Genomic DNA, 17,981 nt, shown 5'->3' with positions numbered 1-17,981 from the left:
GAGTTGCGTCCGGCGTGCGGTAACAATGGACGTCGGGCACAGGGCGCTTCTGCGGTAGTTCTACATTCAAGCTCCACGAAGCGAGCTGACATTGCGGGCTCAAGCTTCGGCCGGCTTTGTCGATACAGTCACCCAGGGCCATGGTTTTCCTGGCACAGCCCGGTACGGAACTTCTTCCAAGATTGGTGACGCTTCATGTTGTTTTCTCGTTCCCGACTCGCCCCGCGCCTGGCCCTGGCTTTCGGCCTGGTATGCATCGTCATGGCGCTGGCCGCCGGCATCGGCATATGGCGCCTGACGCAACTCCAGGGTCTGGCCGACGATTTGGGCGGCGATTCGGCCGAGCGGGCGCTGCTGGCGCGGGAGCTGCACGCCATCGTCGTGCTCAGCGCGAGCCGCGCCGAGACACTGCTGGAGATCGACAACACCACCGCCTACGCCAAGCGGATCGAAGCCGACCGCAAGCTCACCTCGGTCCGCTCCGAGCAGGTGCGAAAGCGCCTGGACGAACTGACCGGCGACGCCGCCTCCAACAAGCTCTTCGCCGCGATCGACTCCGCCGGCGCCCGCTTTCGCGGTGTGCGGGACGGCCTGGTCAAGCGCCGCCAGGCCGGCGAGACGCTTCCGGCCGATGCGGTCGCCACGCAATTGCGTCCCGCCGTCGGCGCCTACACCGCCGCGGTGAACGACCTGGCCGAGCTGCAGCGCCAGCGGGTGGTCGAGGCCCGCGCCGCCGCCCACCACAGCGCGCGAACCGGCACGGTGCTGCTGGTCGCCGGCTCCCTGCTCGGCCTGGCGATCAGCGTGCTAGGCGCCTGGCTGTTGGCGCGCTCGATTCTGCAGCCGCTCTCGCATGCGTCGGGCCTGGCCGGCCGGATCGACCAGGGCGACCTCACCTCCAGCCTGCCGCCGGCCCGGCCCGGCAGCCGCGACGAGGTGCAGGCCCTGCTGGTCGACCTGGGCGGCATGCAGTCACGCCTGGTGGGCCTGGTGACCGACCTGCGCGGTGCCAGCGCCGCCGTGGCCGGCGCCAGCGCCGAGATCGCCACCGGCAACAACGACCTGGCGGCGCGCACCGAGCAGACCGCCTCCAACCTCGAAGAGGTGGCGGCCAGCATGGAGCAGCTGCTCGCCACCGTTCGCCAGACGGCCGATGCCGCCCGGCAGGCCAACGCGCTCGCCGCTTCGGCCGGCAGCGTGGCCGACAGCGGCCGCGACGCGGTGGCCAGGATGGTCGCGACGATGGAGGGCATCGCCGGTTCGTCGCGCCGCATCTCGGACATCACCGGCGTGATCGACAGCATCGCGTTCCAGACCAACATCCTCGCGCTCAACGCCGCGGTGGAGGCGGCGCGGGCCGGCGAGCAGGGCCGCGGCTTCGCGGTCGTGGCGAGCGAGGTGCGCAGCCTGGCCCAGCGCTCGGCCACCGCCGCCCGCGAGATCGGCGGCCTGATCGCCGAGAGCGTGCGCCAGGTCGACGACGGCACTCGACAGGCCCATTCGGCCGGTGCCACCATGGGCGAGATCGTAGATTCGGTCGGCCGGGTGACGGCCATCATCGGCGAGATCACACTCGCCACCGGCGAGCAGAGCGCCGGCCTGGGCCAGGTGAGCGAGGCGGTGACCCAGCTCGACCAGATGACCCAGCAGAATGCCGCACTGGTGGAGGAGTCGTCTGCCGCGGCCGAAGGCCTGAAGGCGCAGGCGCAGCACCTGGCCGACCTGGTCGGCACCTTCCGGCTGCCGGCCGGGGCATCGAACGCCCTGGCGCTGCGCTGAGAAGTTGCGAGAGAACCCGCTTCGCGACCCGATCGCGCCGCTGGGGTTCTCACCGTGCCGAAATACGGCTCCGGTCCGCGCCGCATCCCCGGGCCGCTCGAGACGGTTCTTTCACATCTCATGCGCCGACGTCCGGCGCGTCGCGCCTTCCGACAGGTTCTCGCGGTATCGGGCCGTGGCAACGCTCCGCGCCACGGCCTCGGCCACCTTGATGCCGTCCACGCCCGCCGACAAGATGCCGCCGGCATAGCTGGCGCCTTCGCCGGCCGGGAACAGGCCGCGCAGGTTGAGGCTCTGCAAATCCTCGCCGCGGGTGATGCGGATCGGAGACGAGGTGCGGGTCTCCACACCGGTCAGTACCGCGTCGTGCTGGTCGAAGCCCCGGATCTTGCGGGCGAAGGCGGGGAAGGCCTCGCGCATCGCGGCGATCGCGTAGTCGGGCAGTGCCTCGTGCAGGCTGCCCAGGCGCACCCCGGGCTTGTAGCTGGGCTGCACCGCGCCGAAGGCGGTGGAGGCGCGGCCCGCGACGAAGTCGCCGACCAGCTGGCCCGGCGCCTCGTAGGTGCCGCCGCCGAGCACATAGGCGTTCGATTCCAGCCGGCGCTGCAGCTCGATGCCCGCCAGCGGATGCGGCCGGCCCTGCGTGTCGTCGGCCACGTCGATGTGGCGGTAGTCGGTCGGGTAGTCGGCCGGGTCGATGCCGACCACGATGCCGGCGTTGGCGTTGCGCTCGTTGCGCGAATACTGGCTCATGCCGTTGGTGACCACGCGGCCCGGCTCGCTGGTGGCGGCCACCACCGTGCCGCCCGGGCACATGCAGAAGCTGTAGACCGCACGGCCGTTGCTCGCGTGGTGCACCAGCTTGTAGTCGGCCGCGCCCAGCAGCGGATGGCCGGCGTGCTTGCCCCAGCGCGCCCGGTCGATCAGGCCCTGCGGATGCTCCACCCGGAAGCCGACCGAGAACGGCTTGGCCTCGATGTGCACGCCGCGGCGGTACAGCATCTCGAAGCTGTCGCGGGCGCTGTGGCCGAGCGCCAGCACCACATGGTCGGTGCGCAGCTCCCGCACCGCGCCGGTGGCCTGGTCGAGCACCGTGAGGCCGCGCACCTGGCGGCCGGCGTGGCCGTCCTCTATCAGCACGTCGGTCACCTTCTGCTCGAAACGGATTTCGCCGCCCAACGCGACGATCTGTTCGCGGATGTTCTCGACCACCTTCACCAGCTTGAAGGTGCCGATGTGGGGGCGTGCCACGTAGAGGATCTCGGGCGGCGCGCCGGCCTTGACGAACTCGTGCGTCACCTTGCGGCCCAGGTGGCGCGGGTCCTTGATCTGGCTGTAGAGCTTGCCGTCGGAGAACGTGCCGGCGCCGCCTTCGCCGAACTGCACGTTCGATTCGGGCGTGAGCGTGCTCTTGCGCCAGAGCCGCCAGGTGTCCTTGGTGCGCTCCCGCACCGTCTTGCCGCGCTCCAGCACGATCGGCTTCAGGCCCAGCTGCGCCAGCACCAGCGCCGCGAAGATGCCGCAGGGGCCGAAGCCCACGACCACCGGCCGGGCCGGCGTGGCGAAGGGTGCGCCGGCCGGCGGGTACCAGGCCATGTCGGGCGTCGGGGCGATGTGCGGATGGCCCGCATGGCGGGCGAGCAGCGCGGCCTCGGCCGCCGGGTCGGCCAGTGTCACGTCGGCGATGTAGACCTGCAGCAGCTCGGCCTTGCGGGCGTCGAAGCTGCGCTTGTGGACATGCACGCCGGCGATGGCGGCGGGATCGAGGCCCAGGGCGGCGGCGGCGGCCCGGGGCAGGGCGTCTGCCGTATGGTCGAGCGGCAGCTTGATTTCGGAGAGGCGGATCATGTTCGTCGGGCCCGTGTTGATCGGGCAAAAACGGGTCGCAGAGGGCGCACATGATAGGGGCGGCCGGATGCCCGGGCCGGCGCAAGGCCGGCGCCTACTGGTCGGCGGCCATCTCGCTCAAATCCGTTTGCTATTAATTTAATAGCTAGAGGTCGACGTCTTACGCTGGCTACAGCTCTGTTTCACTCGAAAATGGGCTTCCGGGCCCGGCGCGTGTCATGCACTTCGACGTATCCGCGTGGGTCCCGCAGGCGGGCGATCGCAAGGCGCGGGCGGCCGCCGAGGCTTGCTGCCGTGGCCAGGACCTCTCGCCGGCTTTCGCGGGCACGTCACAGTGCATGACCCGCTCTGGGCGAGGACGGGCCCGCCGCGAAAGGGTCGGGCCGGCAGGAAGCCGTCGACCGAGAGGTATCCGAAAACCTCGCACGGCCTTGCGGGCGTCCAGCGCGGGCCACTGGCGCGCAGGTGGTAACTTCTGCAGCCTTTCCATACCGAGAGCCTATTCGCCATGTCCATTGCCTGCCTGCCGAGCCGCCTGGGAACGCTGTTGCTGCTCGCCGCCGCCGTGTCGGCCCACGCGGTGGAGCTTACCGTCACGATCGAAGGCGAGGGCCTCGGCAAGGGCGCGGTGCAGACCGCGCTGTACTGCGGCGCCGAGGGCTGGCTGAAGGACAAACCGGTGCGCGGCGAAACAGCCCGCGCCGGCGCGGACGGCCGGGCCGTCGTCGTGTTCCGCAAACTGGAGCCGGGCCGCTACGGCCTGTCGGCCTTCCACGACGAGAACGCCGACGGCACGCTCGACACCTACCCGCTCGGCATTCCCCGGGAGGCCTACGGCTTCAGCCGCGATGCGCGCGGCATGTTCGGCCCGCCGTCCTTCGACGCCTCGGCGATTGAGCTGCAGAAGGACACGGCCATCACGGTGCAGGTGAAATAGGGCAACCGTCGCGCACAGGAGGCGCCGGTCGCCCGACGCCGACGGCTACAGCCCGAAGATCGACCGGGTGAGCCGGGGCAGCGTCTTGTCGGCCGGCATCGCTTGGGCCAGGCAATGGCGGGCCCGCTCGACATGCGACTGCAGCCGCTGGCGCGCCGTTGCATGGCCGAGCAGCGAGACGAGGTTCGACTTGCCCACGTCCTGGTGGCAGTCCTTGCCCAGCGCGGCCGGCTCCATCTCCACGTCGGCCAGGTCGTCGGCCAGCTGGAACGCCTGCCCCAGGTGGCCGGCGGCCTCGCGCATCAGGTCGCGGGTGCGCGTACCGGCGCCGGCGGCCAGGCCGGCCAGCTCGAAGGCGGCGGCGAACAGGGCGCCGGTCTTCTGCTCGTTGGTGGCGCTGGCCGCGTCGGTGGTGCAGGCGGTGCCGGCTTCGTGCAGGTCGCGGTACTGGCCGGTGACCAGGCCGTCGAGCCCGACCGCATCCGACAGCACCCCGACCATTTCCGTGCGCACCAGCGGCGCCACATGCGGGGCGGTGGCGGTGGTGCGCCAGGCGCAGGCCAGCAGCGCCACCGCGGCGAGCATCGCCACGTCTTCGCCGAAGGTCACATGCACCGTCGGCTGCCCGCGGCGCAGCTGCGCATCGTCCATGCAGGGCATGTCGTCCAGAAAGAGGGAGGCGGCGTGCACCATCTCCAGCGCGCAGGCCACGTCGACCAGCTTGTCCGGGTCCAGCCCCAGACCCCTGGCCGACAGCAGCAGCAGCAGTGGGCGCACCCGCTTGCCCGGCGCCAGGGTGCCGTAGCGCATCGCGGCCGCGACCCGGTTGCGGCCGTCGGCGGGCAGCAGCGCGGCGAGCCGTTCCTCGACGGTGGCCCGCAGTTCGACCATCAGCAGCTCCTCGCCGTCCTCGCGTCGCGCGGTCGCATTCACAGGCGGCTGGGTTCCGAGATTGACGAGCATGGACGTGGTGGAAGGTACGGCAAAGGCGCTTAGCGTACACACCTTAGCCAAAAAGCGGTTGCGAGGGGCATGCCGGGCACAATCGCGACCACGTCCTACCTCCCGGGTGTACACAATAGCCCTCGCACGCCGCCGGCCCCCGCCGGAGCGCGACAAACCCATGCACCTCGCCTTCATCGCCCCTCCTTTCACCAGCCACGTCCGGGCGCTGGAAGCGCTCGCCGCGGTGCTGCTGGAGCGGGGTCACCGGGTCAGCTGGCTGCACCAAGCCGACGTGGGCGGGGTGGTCCGCGACCGGCGCATCGACTTCCACGTGGTGGGTGCGGCCAGTCGTCCGCCGGGCAGCCTGGAGGCGCTGGTGGCGCGCGCCGCCCGGCCGGGCGGGCCGCTCGGCCTGCGGCGGGTGATAAACGACGTGGCCGCCGGCACCGACATGTTGTGCCGGGAGGCACCGGCGCTGCTGGAGCGGCTCGGCGTCGACGCGATCGTGGCCGACCAGATGGAGGCCGCCGGCGGCCTGCTGGCGGACGGCCTCGGCATTCCGTTCGTGTCGGTCGCCTGCGCGCTGCCGGTCAACCGCGATCCGCGGGTGCCGCTGCCGGTCATGCCATGGGGCTATGCGGCCGACGAGCGCGGCGAGCATCTCAACGAAGGCAGCGCGCGGGTCTACGACTGGCTGATGACGCCGCACGCCAAGGTGATCCGCCACCATGCCGCGCGCTTCGGCCTGCAGGGCCGCGACACGCTGTCGGACTGCCTCTCCACCCGTGCCCAGATCAGCCAGACGACCGCCGGATTCGAATTCCCGCGTACCGCGCTGGAGCCTTACTTCCACCACGTCGGCCCGCTGCGCGGCGCGCGGGCCGAGGAGCCGCCGCTCGACTTGGCGCTGGACCCGGCACGGCCCTTCGTCTTCGCCTCGCTCGGCACGCTGCAGGGCGGCCGCTACCCGCTGTTCAAGCGCATCGCCCAGGCCTGCCGGGCCGAGGGACTGCAGCTGCTGGTGGCCCACTGCGACCGCCTGGGGCCGCGCGACGCGGCCGCGCTGCTGCGCCACGGTGCCACCGCGGTCACCGGCTTCGCGCCGCAGCGCTCGGCTCTGGACCGGGCCGACGTGGTGGTGACGCACGCCGGCCTCAACACCGCGCTCGACGCGCTGGAGGCCGGCACGCCGCAGCTGGCCCTGCCGATCGCCTTCGACCAGCCGGGCGTGGCCGCGCGCATCGTGCATGCCGGCACGGGCCTGCGGGTATCGCCGCCGCTGGCCAGCGTGGGTGCGCTGCGGCGCACGCTGCGGCGGCTGCTGGACGAGCGTTCCTTCGCCGAGCGCAGCCGTGCCCTCGGCGACGAGATCGGCGTCTCGGGCGGTGCCGCGCTGGCGGCCGACATCGCCGAGGCCGCGCTGGCGCCGCGTTCGGCCGCGGCGTCGCATGTCAAGGCCGCACACGAGGTCCGGAGCCCGACCCATGCCTGAAGCACCCGTCGCGACCGACCTCGACGCAGATCTGCTGTTGGTCGGCGGCGGCCTGGCCAACGGCCTGATCGCGCGCTGCCTGCGGCTCGCCCATCCGGATTTGCGGGTACTGCTGCTGGAAGCCAACCCGGCGCTCGGCGGCAACCACACATGGTCCTTCCATTCGACCGACCTGAGCGCCGCGCAGCGGGCCTGGATCGAACCGCTGATCACCTACCGCTGGGATGCGCACGAGGTGGCCTTTCCCGGCTACCGCCGACGGCTGCCGGGCGGCTACAACGCGGTCACGTCGGAGCGCTTCGACGCCACGCTGCGTGCCGAGCTGGGCGATGCGGTGCGCTGCGGCACGCCGGTCGATGCGGTCACGCCCACCACGGTGCGACTGGCCGGCGGCGGCGTGCTGCGGGCCCGGGCGGTGATCGACGGCCGGGGCCATCCGCCGGCCGCGCACCTCGCGCTTCGCTTCCAGAAATTCCTGGGCCAGGAGCTGCAGCTGGCGGTGCCGCACGGCCTGACCGCGCCGGTGCTGATGGACGCCACGGTCGACCAGGTCGACGGCTACCGCTTCGTCTACCTGCTACCCTTTACCGCCGACACGGTGCTGGTCGAGGACACGGTGTATGCCGACGGCGCCACCCTGTCGCGCGACCTGCTGCGCGGCCACATCGCCGACTATGCTGCCGCCCAGGGCTGGACGATCGTGAAGGTGCTGCGCGAAGAGGAGGGCGTGCTGCCGATCGCGCTGGCCGGCGATGCCGAGGCGCTCTGGCGCGGCATGGGCGGCGTGCCGCGGGCCGGCCTGGCCGCGGCGCTGTTCCACCCCACCACCGGCTACTCGCTGCCGCAGGCGGTGCGCCTGGCCGACCACTTGGCCGCGTTGCCCCGCTCGGCCTTCGACGACGGCCGCACGCTGCTGGCCGCGGTGCGGGCGCATGCGCTCGGCCACTGGCATGCGACCGGTTTCTTTCGTGTGCTCAACCGCATGCTGTTCCTGGCCGCGGCGCCCGCTGCGCGACGCAGGGTGATGTCGCGCTTCTACCGCCTGCGCGGCCCGCTGATCGCACGGTTCTACGCCGGCAGATCGTCGTGGCTGGACAAGGCCCGCATCCTGACCGGCCGCCCGCCGGTGCCGCTGGGTGCGGCCCTGCGTGCGGTCCTCTCGCCGGTGCCTTCCGCATCCGCCGTGCCTCCCCCGCCGTCCCCCGGCGGGCCGGCCCCAACGTCCCGCGTGGCACCTCTTCCATGACAACTTCGACAGCATCCCCGCCCACCGCCGCAGTCATCGGTGCCGGTTTCGGCGGCCTGGCGCTCGCCATGCGGCTGCAAGCCGCCGGCGTGCGCACCACCCTCTTCGAATCCCGCGACAAGCCGGGCGGCCGCGCCTACGTCTACCAGGACCGGGGCTTCACCTTCGACGCGGGGCCGACGGTGATCACCGATCCGTCGGCGCTGCAAGAGCTGTTCGCGCTCACCGGCCGCCGCATGGCCGACTACGTGGAGCTGCTGCCGGTCGCACCGTTCTACCGCCTCTGCTGGGAAGACGGCACCCACCTCGACTATGCCAACGACCAGGCGGCGCTCGACGTGCAGATCCGCGCACTGTCGCCGCGCGACGTCGAGGGCTACCAGCGCTTCCTGGCCTATTCCCGTGCGGTGTTCGAGGAGGGCTACCGCAAGCTCGGCACCGTGCCCTTCCTGCAGTTCCGCGACATGGTCGCCGCAGGTCCGGCGCTGGTGAAGCTGCAGGCCTGGCGTAGCGTCTACAGCATCGTGTCGAAGTTCATCGAGGACGAGAAGCTGCGGCAGGTCTTCTCGTTCCATTCGCTGCTGGTCGGCGGCAACCCGTTCGAGACCAGCTCGATCTATGCGCTGATCCATGCGCTGGAGCGCGAGTGGGGCGTCTGGTTTCCGCGCGGCGGCACCGGCGCGCTGGTGCAGGGCATGGTGCGCTGCTTCGAGGACATGGGCGGCACGTTGCGCCTGTCGACGCCGGTCGAGCGTATCGAGGTCGAATCGGGCCGGGTCACCGCGGTGGTGGCCGGCGGGCAGCGCCAGGCCTTCGACCAGGTGGCCTCCAACGCCGACGTGGTCCACACCTACGAGCGGCTCCTGGGCCACACCCCCCGCGGTGCGACCGAGGCCAAACGGCTGCGCGGCAAGCGCTTCAGCATGTCGCTCTTCGTGGTGCACTTCGGACTGTCGCGGCCGCAGCCGCAGCTGCGGCACCACACGGTGTGCTTCGGCGAGCGCTACCGCGAGCTGATCCACGACATCTTCCACGGCAAGGAGATCCCGGCCGATTTCTCGTTGTACCTGCATGCCCCCTGCGCCACCGACCCGTCGCTCGCGCCGCCCGGCTGCTCCAGCCACTACGTGCTGGCGCCGGTGCCGCACCTGGGCAACGCCGACGTCGACTGGCGCGTGGAAGGCCCGCGCCTGCGCGACCGCATCTTCGACTACCTGGAGCAGCACTACATCCCCGGGCTGCGCGAGAGCCTGGTCACGTCCCGGATGTTCACGCCCGACGACTTCCACAGCGAACTCAACGCCCACCTGGGCTCGGCCTTCTCGCTGGAGCCGGTGCTCACGCAGAGCGCCTGGTTCCGGCCGCACAACCGCGATGGGGAGATCCTCAACCTCTACATCGTCGGCGCCGGCACCCACCCCGGCGCGGGCGTGCCCGGCGTGGTCGGCTCGGCCAAGGCCACGGCGGGACTGATGCTGGAAGCGCTGCCATGACGGCGGCCGACGCCGCGGTCGAGGACACTGTCGTCGCCCACGGGGCGGAGGCGATCCGCGTCGGCTCGCACAGCTTCGCGGCCGCCGCGCGGCTCTTCTCCCCGCCGGTCCGTGAGGGCGCGGTGATGCTCTACGCCTGGTGCCGCCACTGCGACGACGTGGTCGACGGCCAGGTGCTCGGCCACGGCCAAATCGGCGGCGCGCGCGACGACGGCGCCGCCCGCCTGGCCGAGTTGCGCGAGCGGACGCGCCGCGCCTGCGCCGGCCGGCCCGGCGACGACCCGGTGTTCCAGGGCATCGCCGCGGTGGTGCGCCGTCACGGCATCCGGCCGGTCTATCTGGAGCAGCACCTGGACGGTTTCGCGATGGACGTGGCGGGCCACCGCTACACCACGCTCGACGACACGCTGGGCTACTGCTGGCGGGTGGCCGGCGTGGTCGGCGTGATGATGTCCCAGATCATGGGCCGCAGCGAGCCGGCGGTGCTCGACCGGGCCTGCGACCTGGGCATGGCGTTCCAGCTGACCAACATCGCCCGTGACCTGGTCGAGGATGCCGCCATCGGCCGCATCTACCTGCCCGCCGAATGGCTGGCCGCCGAGGGTCTGCCGGCCGATGCGCGCCTGGCCGAGCCACGCTACCGCGCCGCGCTGGCCCGGGTCGCCCAGCGCCTGGTGGATACCGCCGAGCCCTATTACGACTCCGCCGCCGCGGGCCTGCCGGCCTTGCCGCTGCGCTCGGCTTGGTCGATCGCCACCGCCCGCAGCGTCTACCGCGCCATCGGCCGCAAGGTGCAGGACCGGGGCGCCGCCGCCTGGGACCGCCGCGCGTCCACCACCGGGACCGAAAAGGCGCTGTGGGTGGCCGCCGCCGCCGCGCAGGCCGTGGCGTCGCGGATGCGCAGCCCGTCTGCGTCGGCGCGCGACGCGGGCCTGTTCCGCCGGCCGGTCTAGAGCGCGTCGGGTTTTTGCTGCGGCTGCCGGGCGTGCAGTTCCTGGATGCGGTGCCGCAGCTGCTCGGGCGCCGGCGCCCACAGGAAGCCGAACGACACGCAGCCCTGGCGTCCCTGTACCGCATGGTGCAGCCGGTGGGCCTGGTAGAGCCGCTTCAGGTAGCCGCTGCGCGGCACCCAGCGCCAGGGCCAGCGCTTGTGGACCAGCCCGTCGTGCACGAAGAAATAGAGGGCGCCGTACAGCGTCATGCCCGTGCCGATCCACTGCAGCGGCCAGCGGCCCGCCGTCCCGAGGGCGATCAGCACGATCGCGACGCCGGCGAACACCACCGCGTACAGGTCGTTCTTCTCGAACCAGCCGCGGGTCCGTTCGTGGTGCGACCGGTGCCAGCCCCAGCCCCAGCCGTGCATCACCCAGCGGTGCGCCGCCCAGGCGAAGACCTCCATGCCGACGACGGTGGCGAGGACGATGCCGATCGGCACCAGAGTGGTGCGCATGGGGGCTCCAGAAATCAGGACAGGGGCAGGGCGGACAGCTCTCGGAGTATGCCGCCGCGCCGGTCGCGCGGTGCCGTACCGGCCGGCGCCCACACCGGCTGCGCGGGATAGGCCTGCCGCACTGCGATAATCCGCAGGTGAAGTCCGCCGGACCGCCGCTGGTGCATGTCTCGAAAGAGCGCACTGGAGGAACGTCCGGACTGCACAGGACAGCGCAGGAGCTAACGGCTCTCCACCGCGAGGTGAGGATCAGAGCAACAGAGACGAGTCTGGGCGGGTACATGCCACCGAAGGTGTTCTGTGGGTGCCGGCGAAAGCCGGTAGTCGGCTGGCGCAAGCCGGTCGGCCCGGGCGCAAGCCCGGAGCCCACAGCCACCCTGGGCAGGCGGCGCCTGCCCAGGGTGAAACGGGCAATCTCTGCGCGCAGCAACACCAAGTAGGCCAGCGTCGATGTGGTTCCGCAGAGCTGGCGGGTAGGTGGCATCGAGCCGGGTGGGCGACCCCCGGCCCAGAGTAATGGCGGTCACGCCGGGCAACCGCAAGCGCGCCCGGCGCACAGAATCCGGCTTACAGGCGGACTTCACACTTTTTTCGTTCCGTGTACACGGTGGTGCGCAGGTAGTAACCGATTCGGCAGCAACGCTGCAGCCCAGCTAAGAGCGGCTAACACAACCCAGCGAAGCGGTTCTGGCTAGGCGCCGCATCGCAGACAGTACGAGTAGTACGACAAGGTGCGGCAACGACGCCAGAAGGGTTGTGTTAGCCGCTCTAACCGCCGCCACGCGTACCGGAGATCAGGGCACGGTGTCGGACCGCCGAAAGTCGTCGGCCGCAGGTTCCGGATGCGGGGACGATGCAGCGCTCGCCGCAGCCTTTTCGCTCCACTCGTCGGAGGACGCTGGCAAGCTTTGCAGTGCATCGAGATAGCGCTGGCGCCACCAGGCCAGGTCCTCCGTCGCCACGTTCTTTAAAAGCATGGAATGTCTGCGCTGGCGCTCGTCCAGCGGCATCGTCAAGGCCCGTTTGTAGGCGTTTGCGATGGCGTGTCTGTCATGCGGCTGAACCATGACCGAGGCGCTGAGTTGAGACGCCGCTCCTGCGCGTTCGGACAGCACCAGGACCCCGGGATTTTCGGGGGGCTGCGCCGCGACATATTCCTTGGCCACGAGGTTCATGCCGTCCGCAGAGGGCGTGACCACGCCCACCGGCCCCATGCGATATATCTCGGGCAACGCTTCGCGTTCCACCGAATGGTTGAAGTACAGCACCGGCTGCCAGGTGTCGGTTCCGAACTCGCTGTTGATCCTGTCCACCAGGGCGCGGGTCTTTTTGCTCAGATCGCGATACGCCTCCACGCTATCGCGTGTCGGCGCAGCGACCTGAACGAAGGTGACCTCTCCTCGCATCTGCGGGTTCTTGTCCAGGAGTTCGCTGAATGCTTCCAGGCGCGTCGGTATGCCTTTGCTGTAATCGAGCCGGTCGACGCCAATCATCAGGCGGCGCCTGCCTGCTTCGCTGCGCACCTTGTCCAGCACTTCCTTCGACTTGGGGGTGGGAACGAGCGCATTGAGCTTCCCGACATCGATCCCGATGGGAAATTCCTTGAAGGAGGTGCTCCTGCCGAAGCTTTTGACCTGCGAGCCGTCGGGCGCCGTGTCGAGGCTCTGCACTGCCATGTACCGGGAGGGGGAACTCCTGCTGAAACTCTCGGCACACGGGCCTTCTATCGCATCGCCCACACTTTCGGCTGTCACGTACTGGCGGAGGTTTTGCACGTCTTTTTCGCTCTGCATACCGACGAGGTCGTACGAGAACAAGGACTTCATCAACTGTTGGTGCCGAGGAATCTCCTTGATGACAGCAGGCGGCGGCAGCGGGATGTGATTGAAGAATCCCATCCGCTGCCGGCAGCCCAGGGCGCGCAATTCCTCCGCGAGAGGGATGAGGTGGTAGTCGTGAATCCACAGAACATCGTCGTTCTTCAACAGCGGGGCCAGCTGGGCGGCGAACATCTTGTTGACCTGCTCGTAGGCTTGGGAGAACTCCGGTTTCGGGTCTGCGTACTCCATCTTCTCGTGGAACACCGGCCACAGCACCGAATTCGCGAAGCCCGCGTAGTAGTTGTCGTGTTGCCAGCGGCTCAAGTCGATCTGCGCGAACGTCGTGCGGCCGAACTGTTGCGACCGGACGCACGGAGACGGCTCGTCATGCGTTTGGCCACTCCAGCCGAACCACAGCACCTTGGCTTCCTGCGACATCTCGCCCAATGCCACGGCAAGCCCGCCAGCCGCCGGTTTCGCAGGGTCTGGCAGCCGGTTGGACACGACGACGATGCGAGCGGCGTTGCATGGGGCGCTCGACATGTCGTCTTCTGCTCGTGGCGGCGGTGCTTGATTCGGACAGCTGTCGTGGCGTGCGGAGAGCGTTTCCAGCGATGGAGGTCCGGCAGGAAAATGGCGGGCCGATGCGGGTGGCGACGTTTCGTTGGGGTGACTCTGATCCGAAGCGGCCGTCCAGCGGGTGTCGATCTGGGCTGCGGTAGGAAGCATCTGCTGCTTTATTACTTTTCAACGTGGGCGGAACCGAGCCGTGTCGCGGTGACGGGCCGCTCGCTGCTGCATGAAAACGAAGTCTTCAACGGGTTGCCATGCGCAAATGCGCGTTAAGCGAAGCCATGTTTTTTAGCGCGAAGCGATCGCCCGCCGAGAGTCAAAACCGCTCGTACGGCATCAGATAGCGCCAGTGCCCCGGTTCCAGCCCGGCCAGGGCCATGCGGCCCACGCGGATGCGCTTCATCGCGCGTACCTTCAGCCGCACCGCCTCGCACATCTGCGCGGCCTGGCCGGGCCAGTGGCCCTTCGTCGCGAAGCGCAGGCCGGTCGTGCCCTCGCCGCTGCGGCTGATGCTGACCTTGGCGGGCAGCATCGCCCGGCCGTCGACCACCGGCGCGCGGTTGAGCCACTCCAGCGCCTCGGGCGAGACCGCGCCGCCCACCTCGACGATCAGCTCGTGCTCGACGAAGGCGGCTTCCTCCAGCAGCTTGCGCTGGATCCGCGGATCCTGGGTGAACACGATCAGGCCCGACGCGGCCGTCTCCAGCGGTGTCACGCACTGCTGCCGCGCGAAATGCCGTTGCAGGCCGCGCTCGGTCGATCGGTCCTGCGCAGATCGGTTGATCGGCTGCAGCAGCTGCAGTGCCGGGCCTTCCCGGCCGGGCCGGGCGCCGGCCTCGAAGCCGATCGGCTTGTGCATCAGCATCGTCACCGGCAGCGACGGGCCGGGTCGGGCCTTCGGGTCCACCGTGACCTGCTGCGCCGGATGCACCCGCTCCTGCGGCACGTCGACCATCACGCCGTCGACCTTCACCCATCCGCCCTCGATCAACTGCTCGGCCTCGCGGCGCGAGCATCCGCGCTGGGCGGCCAGGTGTTTGGCGAGGCGGAGGGTTTCGGTCATGGGGGTGGAGGCGGGAAGCGACGGGCGAAAGGTCCAGTGTAGGCGCGGAGCACGCGCCGTCTGCCTGTCGCTATTGTTGATATGGCTGGTGGCCGTCGCTGCTGGCCGGCATGATGGCGGCGCAAGGAGGACACGACGATGGCGACGGCGCTGGCGATGGGATGGAGCGAATGGGCCGGGCTCGACGGCCTGGGGCTGGCGGCGCTGGTGCGCAGGGGCGAGGTCACGCCGGCCGAGCTGGCCCGCCAGGCGGCCGCCGGGGTGGCGCTGACCGATCCGGCACTGGACGCGGTGGTCGAGCTGTTCGACGACGCGGTGGCCGATCCGCTCTGCGACGGCATGTCGCCCGACGGCGCGTTCGCCGGCACCCCGTTCTTCCTCAAGGACCTGGGGCCGACGCTCGCGGGCCGACTGCAGGAGATGGGCTCCCGCATGATGCAGGGCCACCGGCCGGCGCACGACAGCTTCCTCGCCGGCCGGATGCGGCGGGCCGGCCTCAACATCATCGGCCGCACCACCACGCCCGAGTTCGGCGTCTGCAGCTCGGTCGAGAACACGCTGCACCTGACCCGCAACCCGTGGGACACCGGCTACACCACCTGCGGCTCGTCGGCCGGCACCGCGACGATGGTCGCGGCCGGCGTGGTGCCGCTGTCGCACGCGACCGACGGCGGCGGCTCGATCCGGATCCCCGCGGGTGTCAACGGCAACATCGGCCTGAAGGTGTCGCGCGGCGTCTTCTCGCTGGCGCCGCACGCGTCGGACCTGACCGGGCTGGTGTCGATCCAGGGCTGCCACAGCCGCACCGTGCGCGACACTGCCGCCTTCGTGGACCACTGCCGCGGTGGCGCGCCCGGCGAGTTCATGCCGTTCTGGACGCCGGCGCAGTCGTACGGCGAACTGATCGCCACCGACCCGCGGCCGCTGCGCATCGCGGTGTCCCACGCATGGGGCGACTGGCGCGCGGTGCCGCACTTCGTGGCCGAGCTGGAGAAGGCGGGCCGGCTGCTGCAGGGCCTGGGCCACCAGGTCGAGTGGGTGACGCCGCCGGTCGACTTCCGGGCCGCGTTCGCCGCGCAGACCACCTGCTACATCAGCAACTTCGCCCAGATGATCGAAGGCCACCTGCAGCGGCGCGGCGAAACCCGGCCCGACCCGGACCTGCTGGAGCCGATCAACATCAAGATCTGGGAGGCGGGCCGCGGCATCTCGTTCGCCGAGCGGGCGGCGATGCAGGCGGTCTTCAACACCACCGCGCGGGCCTTCGGCGAATTCTTCGAAAGCTGGGACATCGTCCTCACCCCGATCACCGCGCTGCCCACCCCGAAGGTCGGCACCACCGAGTACCTCACGACCAGCACCAACCCGTCGGTGCACGACTGGTTCGAGAACCTCTGGCGGAACTTCGCCTACACGCCGCTCGCGAACCTGGCCGGCCTGCCGGGCATCTCGCTGCCACTGGGCACGCAGGAGAGCGGCCTGCCGCTGGGCATCCAGGCGCAGGCGCGGCAGGCGAACGACGGCCTGCTGCTGCAGCTGGCGGCGCAGGTGGAGCGCGCGATCGGCGGCCGCTGGAACGACGGCCGCCGGCCGGCTGTGCATGTGGCGCAGGGCGGCTAGTCGCGCGACGCGGCGGGGCGGGCCCGGCACCCGGCCGCCGTCGCACCGGCCGTCGCGGCGGCGGCCCGCCGGACCCACGATGCGCGCGGATAATCGCCCGATGCAGATCCGCTTCACCAAGATGCAGGGCGCCGGCAACGATTTCGTGGTGCTCGACGAAACCGGCGGCCCGCTCGGCCTGACGACCGCGCAGTACCGGTTCCTGGCCGACCGCCACTTCGGCGTCGGCGCCGACCAGATCCTCAGCGTGCGGCCCGCGCCGACGCCGGCGGTCGATTTCGAATACGTGATCCACAACGCCGACGGCGGCGAGGTGGAGCAGTGCGGCAACGGCGCCCGCTGCTTCGCCCGCTTCGTGCGCGACCAGGGCCTCGCCACCCGGGACGAGATCCGGGTCCGGACCCGTGCCGGCACCATCACCCCCCGCATCACCGCCGACGGCCGCGTGACCGTCGACATGGGCGCGCCGGTGTTCGACCTGCCGCAGGTGCCGTTCGATGCGGCCGGCGCCACGCCGCAGACCTCGGGCGGCTGGGAGACCTGGCCGCTGGCGCTCGGCGCCGCCGGCGTGTCCGTGCAGGTAGCGGTGCTCTCGATGGGCAACCCGCACGCGGTGCAGGTCGTGGACGACGTGGACACCGCGCCCGTCGCGCAGCAGGGCCCGTTGATCGAGCGCCACGCCAGCTTTCCCCGCCGCGTCAACGCCGGCTTCCTGCAGGTCGTGGACCGTGGCCATGTGCGGCTGCGGGTCTACGAACGTGGCGCCGGCGAAACGCTCGCCTGCGGCACCGGCGCCTGCGCCGCCGTGGTCGCCGGCATACGCCTCGGGCTGCTCCATTCGCATGTCGACGTGCAGACCCGCGGCGGCCTCCTCACCATCGCCTGGGCGGGCGGCGGCGCGCCGGTCTTCATGACCGGCCCGGCCACCACCGTCTTCCACGGCCATATCGACCTACCGGACCTCCCATGACCAGCCTGCCCCCTTCCGCCGACTCCGCCACCGCGGTGCCCCCGATCACCGAGGACGACATCGCCGACTACCTCGCCAACACGCCCGACTTCTTCGAGCGCCATGCCCAGGTGCTGGCCGCGGTGCAGCTCACCAGCCCGCACGGCAGCCGCGCGGTCAGCCTGCAGGAGCGCCAGGCCGAGATGCTGCGCGAGAAGATCAAGGGCCTGGAGCAGCGAATCATGGAGATGATGCGCAACGGCAGCGAGAACACGGTGATCGCCGACCGGCTTCAGCAGTGGTCGCGCGCGCTGGTCGCCGCCCGCGACGCCGCCACGCTGCCCGAGCGCATCGTGGCCGAGGCGCGGGAGCAGTTCCTCGTGCCGCAGGCGGCCATCCGCCTCTGGGACCTGGCCCCCGCCTATGCTGTGCAGCCGTGGGCCGCCGACGTGGGCACCGACACCCGCAGCTTCGCCGCATCGCTCGCCACGCCGTACTGCGGACCCAACCGCGGCTTCGACGCGGTGCGCTGGCTGGAGGCGCCCGAGCGCGCCGCCTCGGTGGCGCTGCTGCCGCTGCGCAACGGCCCGGTCGCGGCGCAGGGCCCGGTCTTCGGCCTGCTGGTGCTGGCCTCGGCCGAGGCCGACCGGTTCGACCCGGCGATGGCCACCGATTTCCTGGAGCGCATGGCCGAACTGGCCGGTGCCGCCACCGAGCGGCTGCGCGCCGTCCCATGAGCGCCGCCGGCCGGCTGGTGGTGCCTGGG

Annotated in this window: 14 protein-coding genes and 1 other RNA gene; 10 read left to right on the top strand and 5 right to left on the bottom strand. The window is 70.8% G+C overall.

Going from position 1 to position 17,981, the window contains the following annotated elements:
- Nucleotides 1-195 precede the first annotated feature (195 nt).
- The gene (locus DFQ15_RS04575; protein ID WP_110464839.1) at nt 196-1,779 is read left to right on the top strand and encodes a methyl-accepting chemotaxis protein; all 1,584 of its coding nucleotides are present in this window, start codon (nt 196-198) and stop codon (nt 1,777-1,779) included.
- Between the two features lie 111 nt (nt 1,780-1,890).
- Here DFQ15_RS04575 and DFQ15_RS04570 read toward each other — a convergent pair whose 3' ends face one another.
- Nucleotides 1,891-3,627, bottom strand: coding sequence for an NAD(P)/FAD-dependent oxidoreductase (locus DFQ15_RS04570; RefSeq protein ID WP_110464838.1), 1,737 nt, complete (start codon nt 3,625-3,627; stop codon nt 1,891-1,893).
- Between the two features lie 508 nt (nt 3,628-4,135).
- On the opposite strand from DFQ15_RS04570, the gene DFQ15_RS04565 reads away from it, so the two are divergent.
- A complete protein-coding gene (locus tag DFQ15_RS04565; RefSeq protein ID WP_110464837.1) occupies nt 4,136-4,564 on the top strand; it encodes a DUF2141 domain-containing protein in 429 nt (142 codons plus the stop codon).
- A gap of 45 nt (nt 4,565-4,609) precedes the next feature.
- Here DFQ15_RS04565 and DFQ15_RS04560 read toward each other — a convergent pair whose 3' ends face one another.
- Nucleotides 4,610-5,527, bottom strand: coding sequence for a polyprenyl synthetase family protein (locus DFQ15_RS04560; protein WP_199399810.1), 918 nt, complete (start codon nt 5,525-5,527; stop codon nt 4,610-4,612).
- A 160-nt stretch (nt 5,528-5,687) separates the two neighbouring features.
- Here DFQ15_RS04560 and DFQ15_RS04555 point away from each other — a divergent pair, with 160 nt between their 5' ends.
- The 4 genes from DFQ15_RS04555 to DFQ15_RS04540 are packed head-to-tail and all read left to right on the top strand — an operon-like array spanning nt 5,688 to nt 10,693.
- Nucleotides 5,688-7,001, top strand: a complete 1,314-nt coding sequence (locus tag DFQ15_RS04555; protein WP_110464836.1) for a glycosyltransferase — start codon at nt 5,688-5,690, stop codon at nt 6,999-7,001.
- Nucleotides 6,994-8,247 carry a lycopene beta-cyclase CrtY gene (gene crtY / locus DFQ15_RS04550; RefSeq protein WP_110464835.1) on the top strand — a complete coding sequence of 418 codons (1,254 nt, stop codon included), beginning with the start codon at nt 6,994-6,996 and terminating at the stop codon, nt 8,245-8,247. Before DFQ15_RS04555 ends, crtY begins: the two co-directional genes overlap by 8 nt.
- Nucleotides 8,244-9,740, top strand: coding sequence for a phytoene desaturase (locus DFQ15_RS04545; RefSeq protein ID WP_110464834.1), 1,497 nt, complete (start codon nt 8,244-8,246; stop codon nt 9,738-9,740). The genes crtY and DFQ15_RS04545 overlap by 4 nt, the downstream gene beginning before the upstream one ends.
- On the top strand, nt 9,737-10,693 hold the full coding sequence (locus DFQ15_RS04540) for a phytoene/squalene synthase family protein (protein ID WP_110464833.1): 957 nt from the start codon (nt 9,737-9,739) through the stop codon (nt 10,691-10,693). The genes DFQ15_RS04545 and DFQ15_RS04540 overlap by 4 nt, the downstream gene beginning before the upstream one ends.
- Here DFQ15_RS04540 and DFQ15_RS04535 read toward each other — a convergent pair.
- On the bottom strand, nt 10,690-11,190 hold the full coding sequence (locus DFQ15_RS04535) for a sterol desaturase family protein (protein ID WP_110464832.1): 501 nt from the start codon (nt 11,188-11,190) through the stop codon (nt 10,690-10,692). The two genes, DFQ15_RS04540 and DFQ15_RS04535, sit on opposite strands and share 4 nt — an antisense overlap.
- 139 nt (nt 11,191-11,329) lie before the next feature.
- Between DFQ15_RS04535 and rnpB the strand changes: the two genes are divergently transcribed.
- Nucleotides 11,330-11,776: RNase P RNA component class A (gene rnpB, locus DFQ15_RS04530), an RNA gene on the top strand.
- Nucleotides 11,777-11,984: 208 nt separating this feature from the next.
- On the opposite strand, the gene DFQ15_RS04525 is transcribed toward rnpB, so the two are convergent.
- Both DFQ15_RS04525 and DFQ15_RS04520 read right to left on the bottom strand, forming a co-directional pair.
- Nucleotides 11,985-13,739, bottom strand: coding sequence for an alpha,alpha-trehalose-phosphate synthase (UDP-forming) (locus tag DFQ15_RS04525; protein WP_110464831.1), 1,755 nt, complete (start codon nt 13,737-13,739; stop codon nt 11,985-11,987).
- 160 nt (nt 13,740-13,899) lie between these two features.
- Nucleotides 13,900-14,646: an RNA pseudouridine synthase gene (locus tag DFQ15_RS04520; protein ID WP_110464830.1), complete on the bottom strand. Its 747-nt coding sequence runs from the start codon at nt 14,644-14,646 to the stop codon at nt 13,900-13,902.
- Nucleotides 14,647-14,784: 138 nt separating this feature from the next.
- Between DFQ15_RS04520 and DFQ15_RS04515 the strand changes: the two genes are divergently transcribed.
- From DFQ15_RS04515 to DFQ15_RS04505, 3 genes are all read left to right on the top strand, one after another.
- Nucleotides 14,785-16,266: an amidase gene (locus DFQ15_RS04515; RefSeq protein WP_233504275.1), complete on the top strand. Its 1,482-nt coding sequence runs from the start codon at nt 14,785-14,787 to the stop codon at nt 16,264-16,266.
- Nucleotides 16,267-16,366: 100 nt separating this feature from the next.
- A complete protein-coding gene (gene dapF / locus DFQ15_RS04510; RefSeq protein WP_110464829.1) occupies nt 16,367-17,236 on the top strand; it encodes a diaminopimelate epimerase in 870 nt (289 codons plus the stop codon).
- Nucleotides 17,233-17,952, top strand: coding sequence for a DUF484 family protein (locus tag DFQ15_RS04505; protein ID WP_110464828.1), 720 nt, complete (start codon nt 17,233-17,235; stop codon nt 17,950-17,952). Before dapF ends, DFQ15_RS04505 begins: the two co-directional genes overlap by 4 nt.
- Nucleotides 17,953-17,981 lie beyond the last annotated feature (29 nt).

The sequence above is a fragment of the Xylophilus ampelinus genome, from assembly GCF_003217575.1.
GTDB lineage: Bacteria > Pseudomonadota > Gammaproteobacteria > Burkholderiales > Burkholderiaceae_C > Xylophilus > Xylophilus ampelinus.
This window is presented reverse-complemented; position numbering and strand designations above follow the sequence as displayed.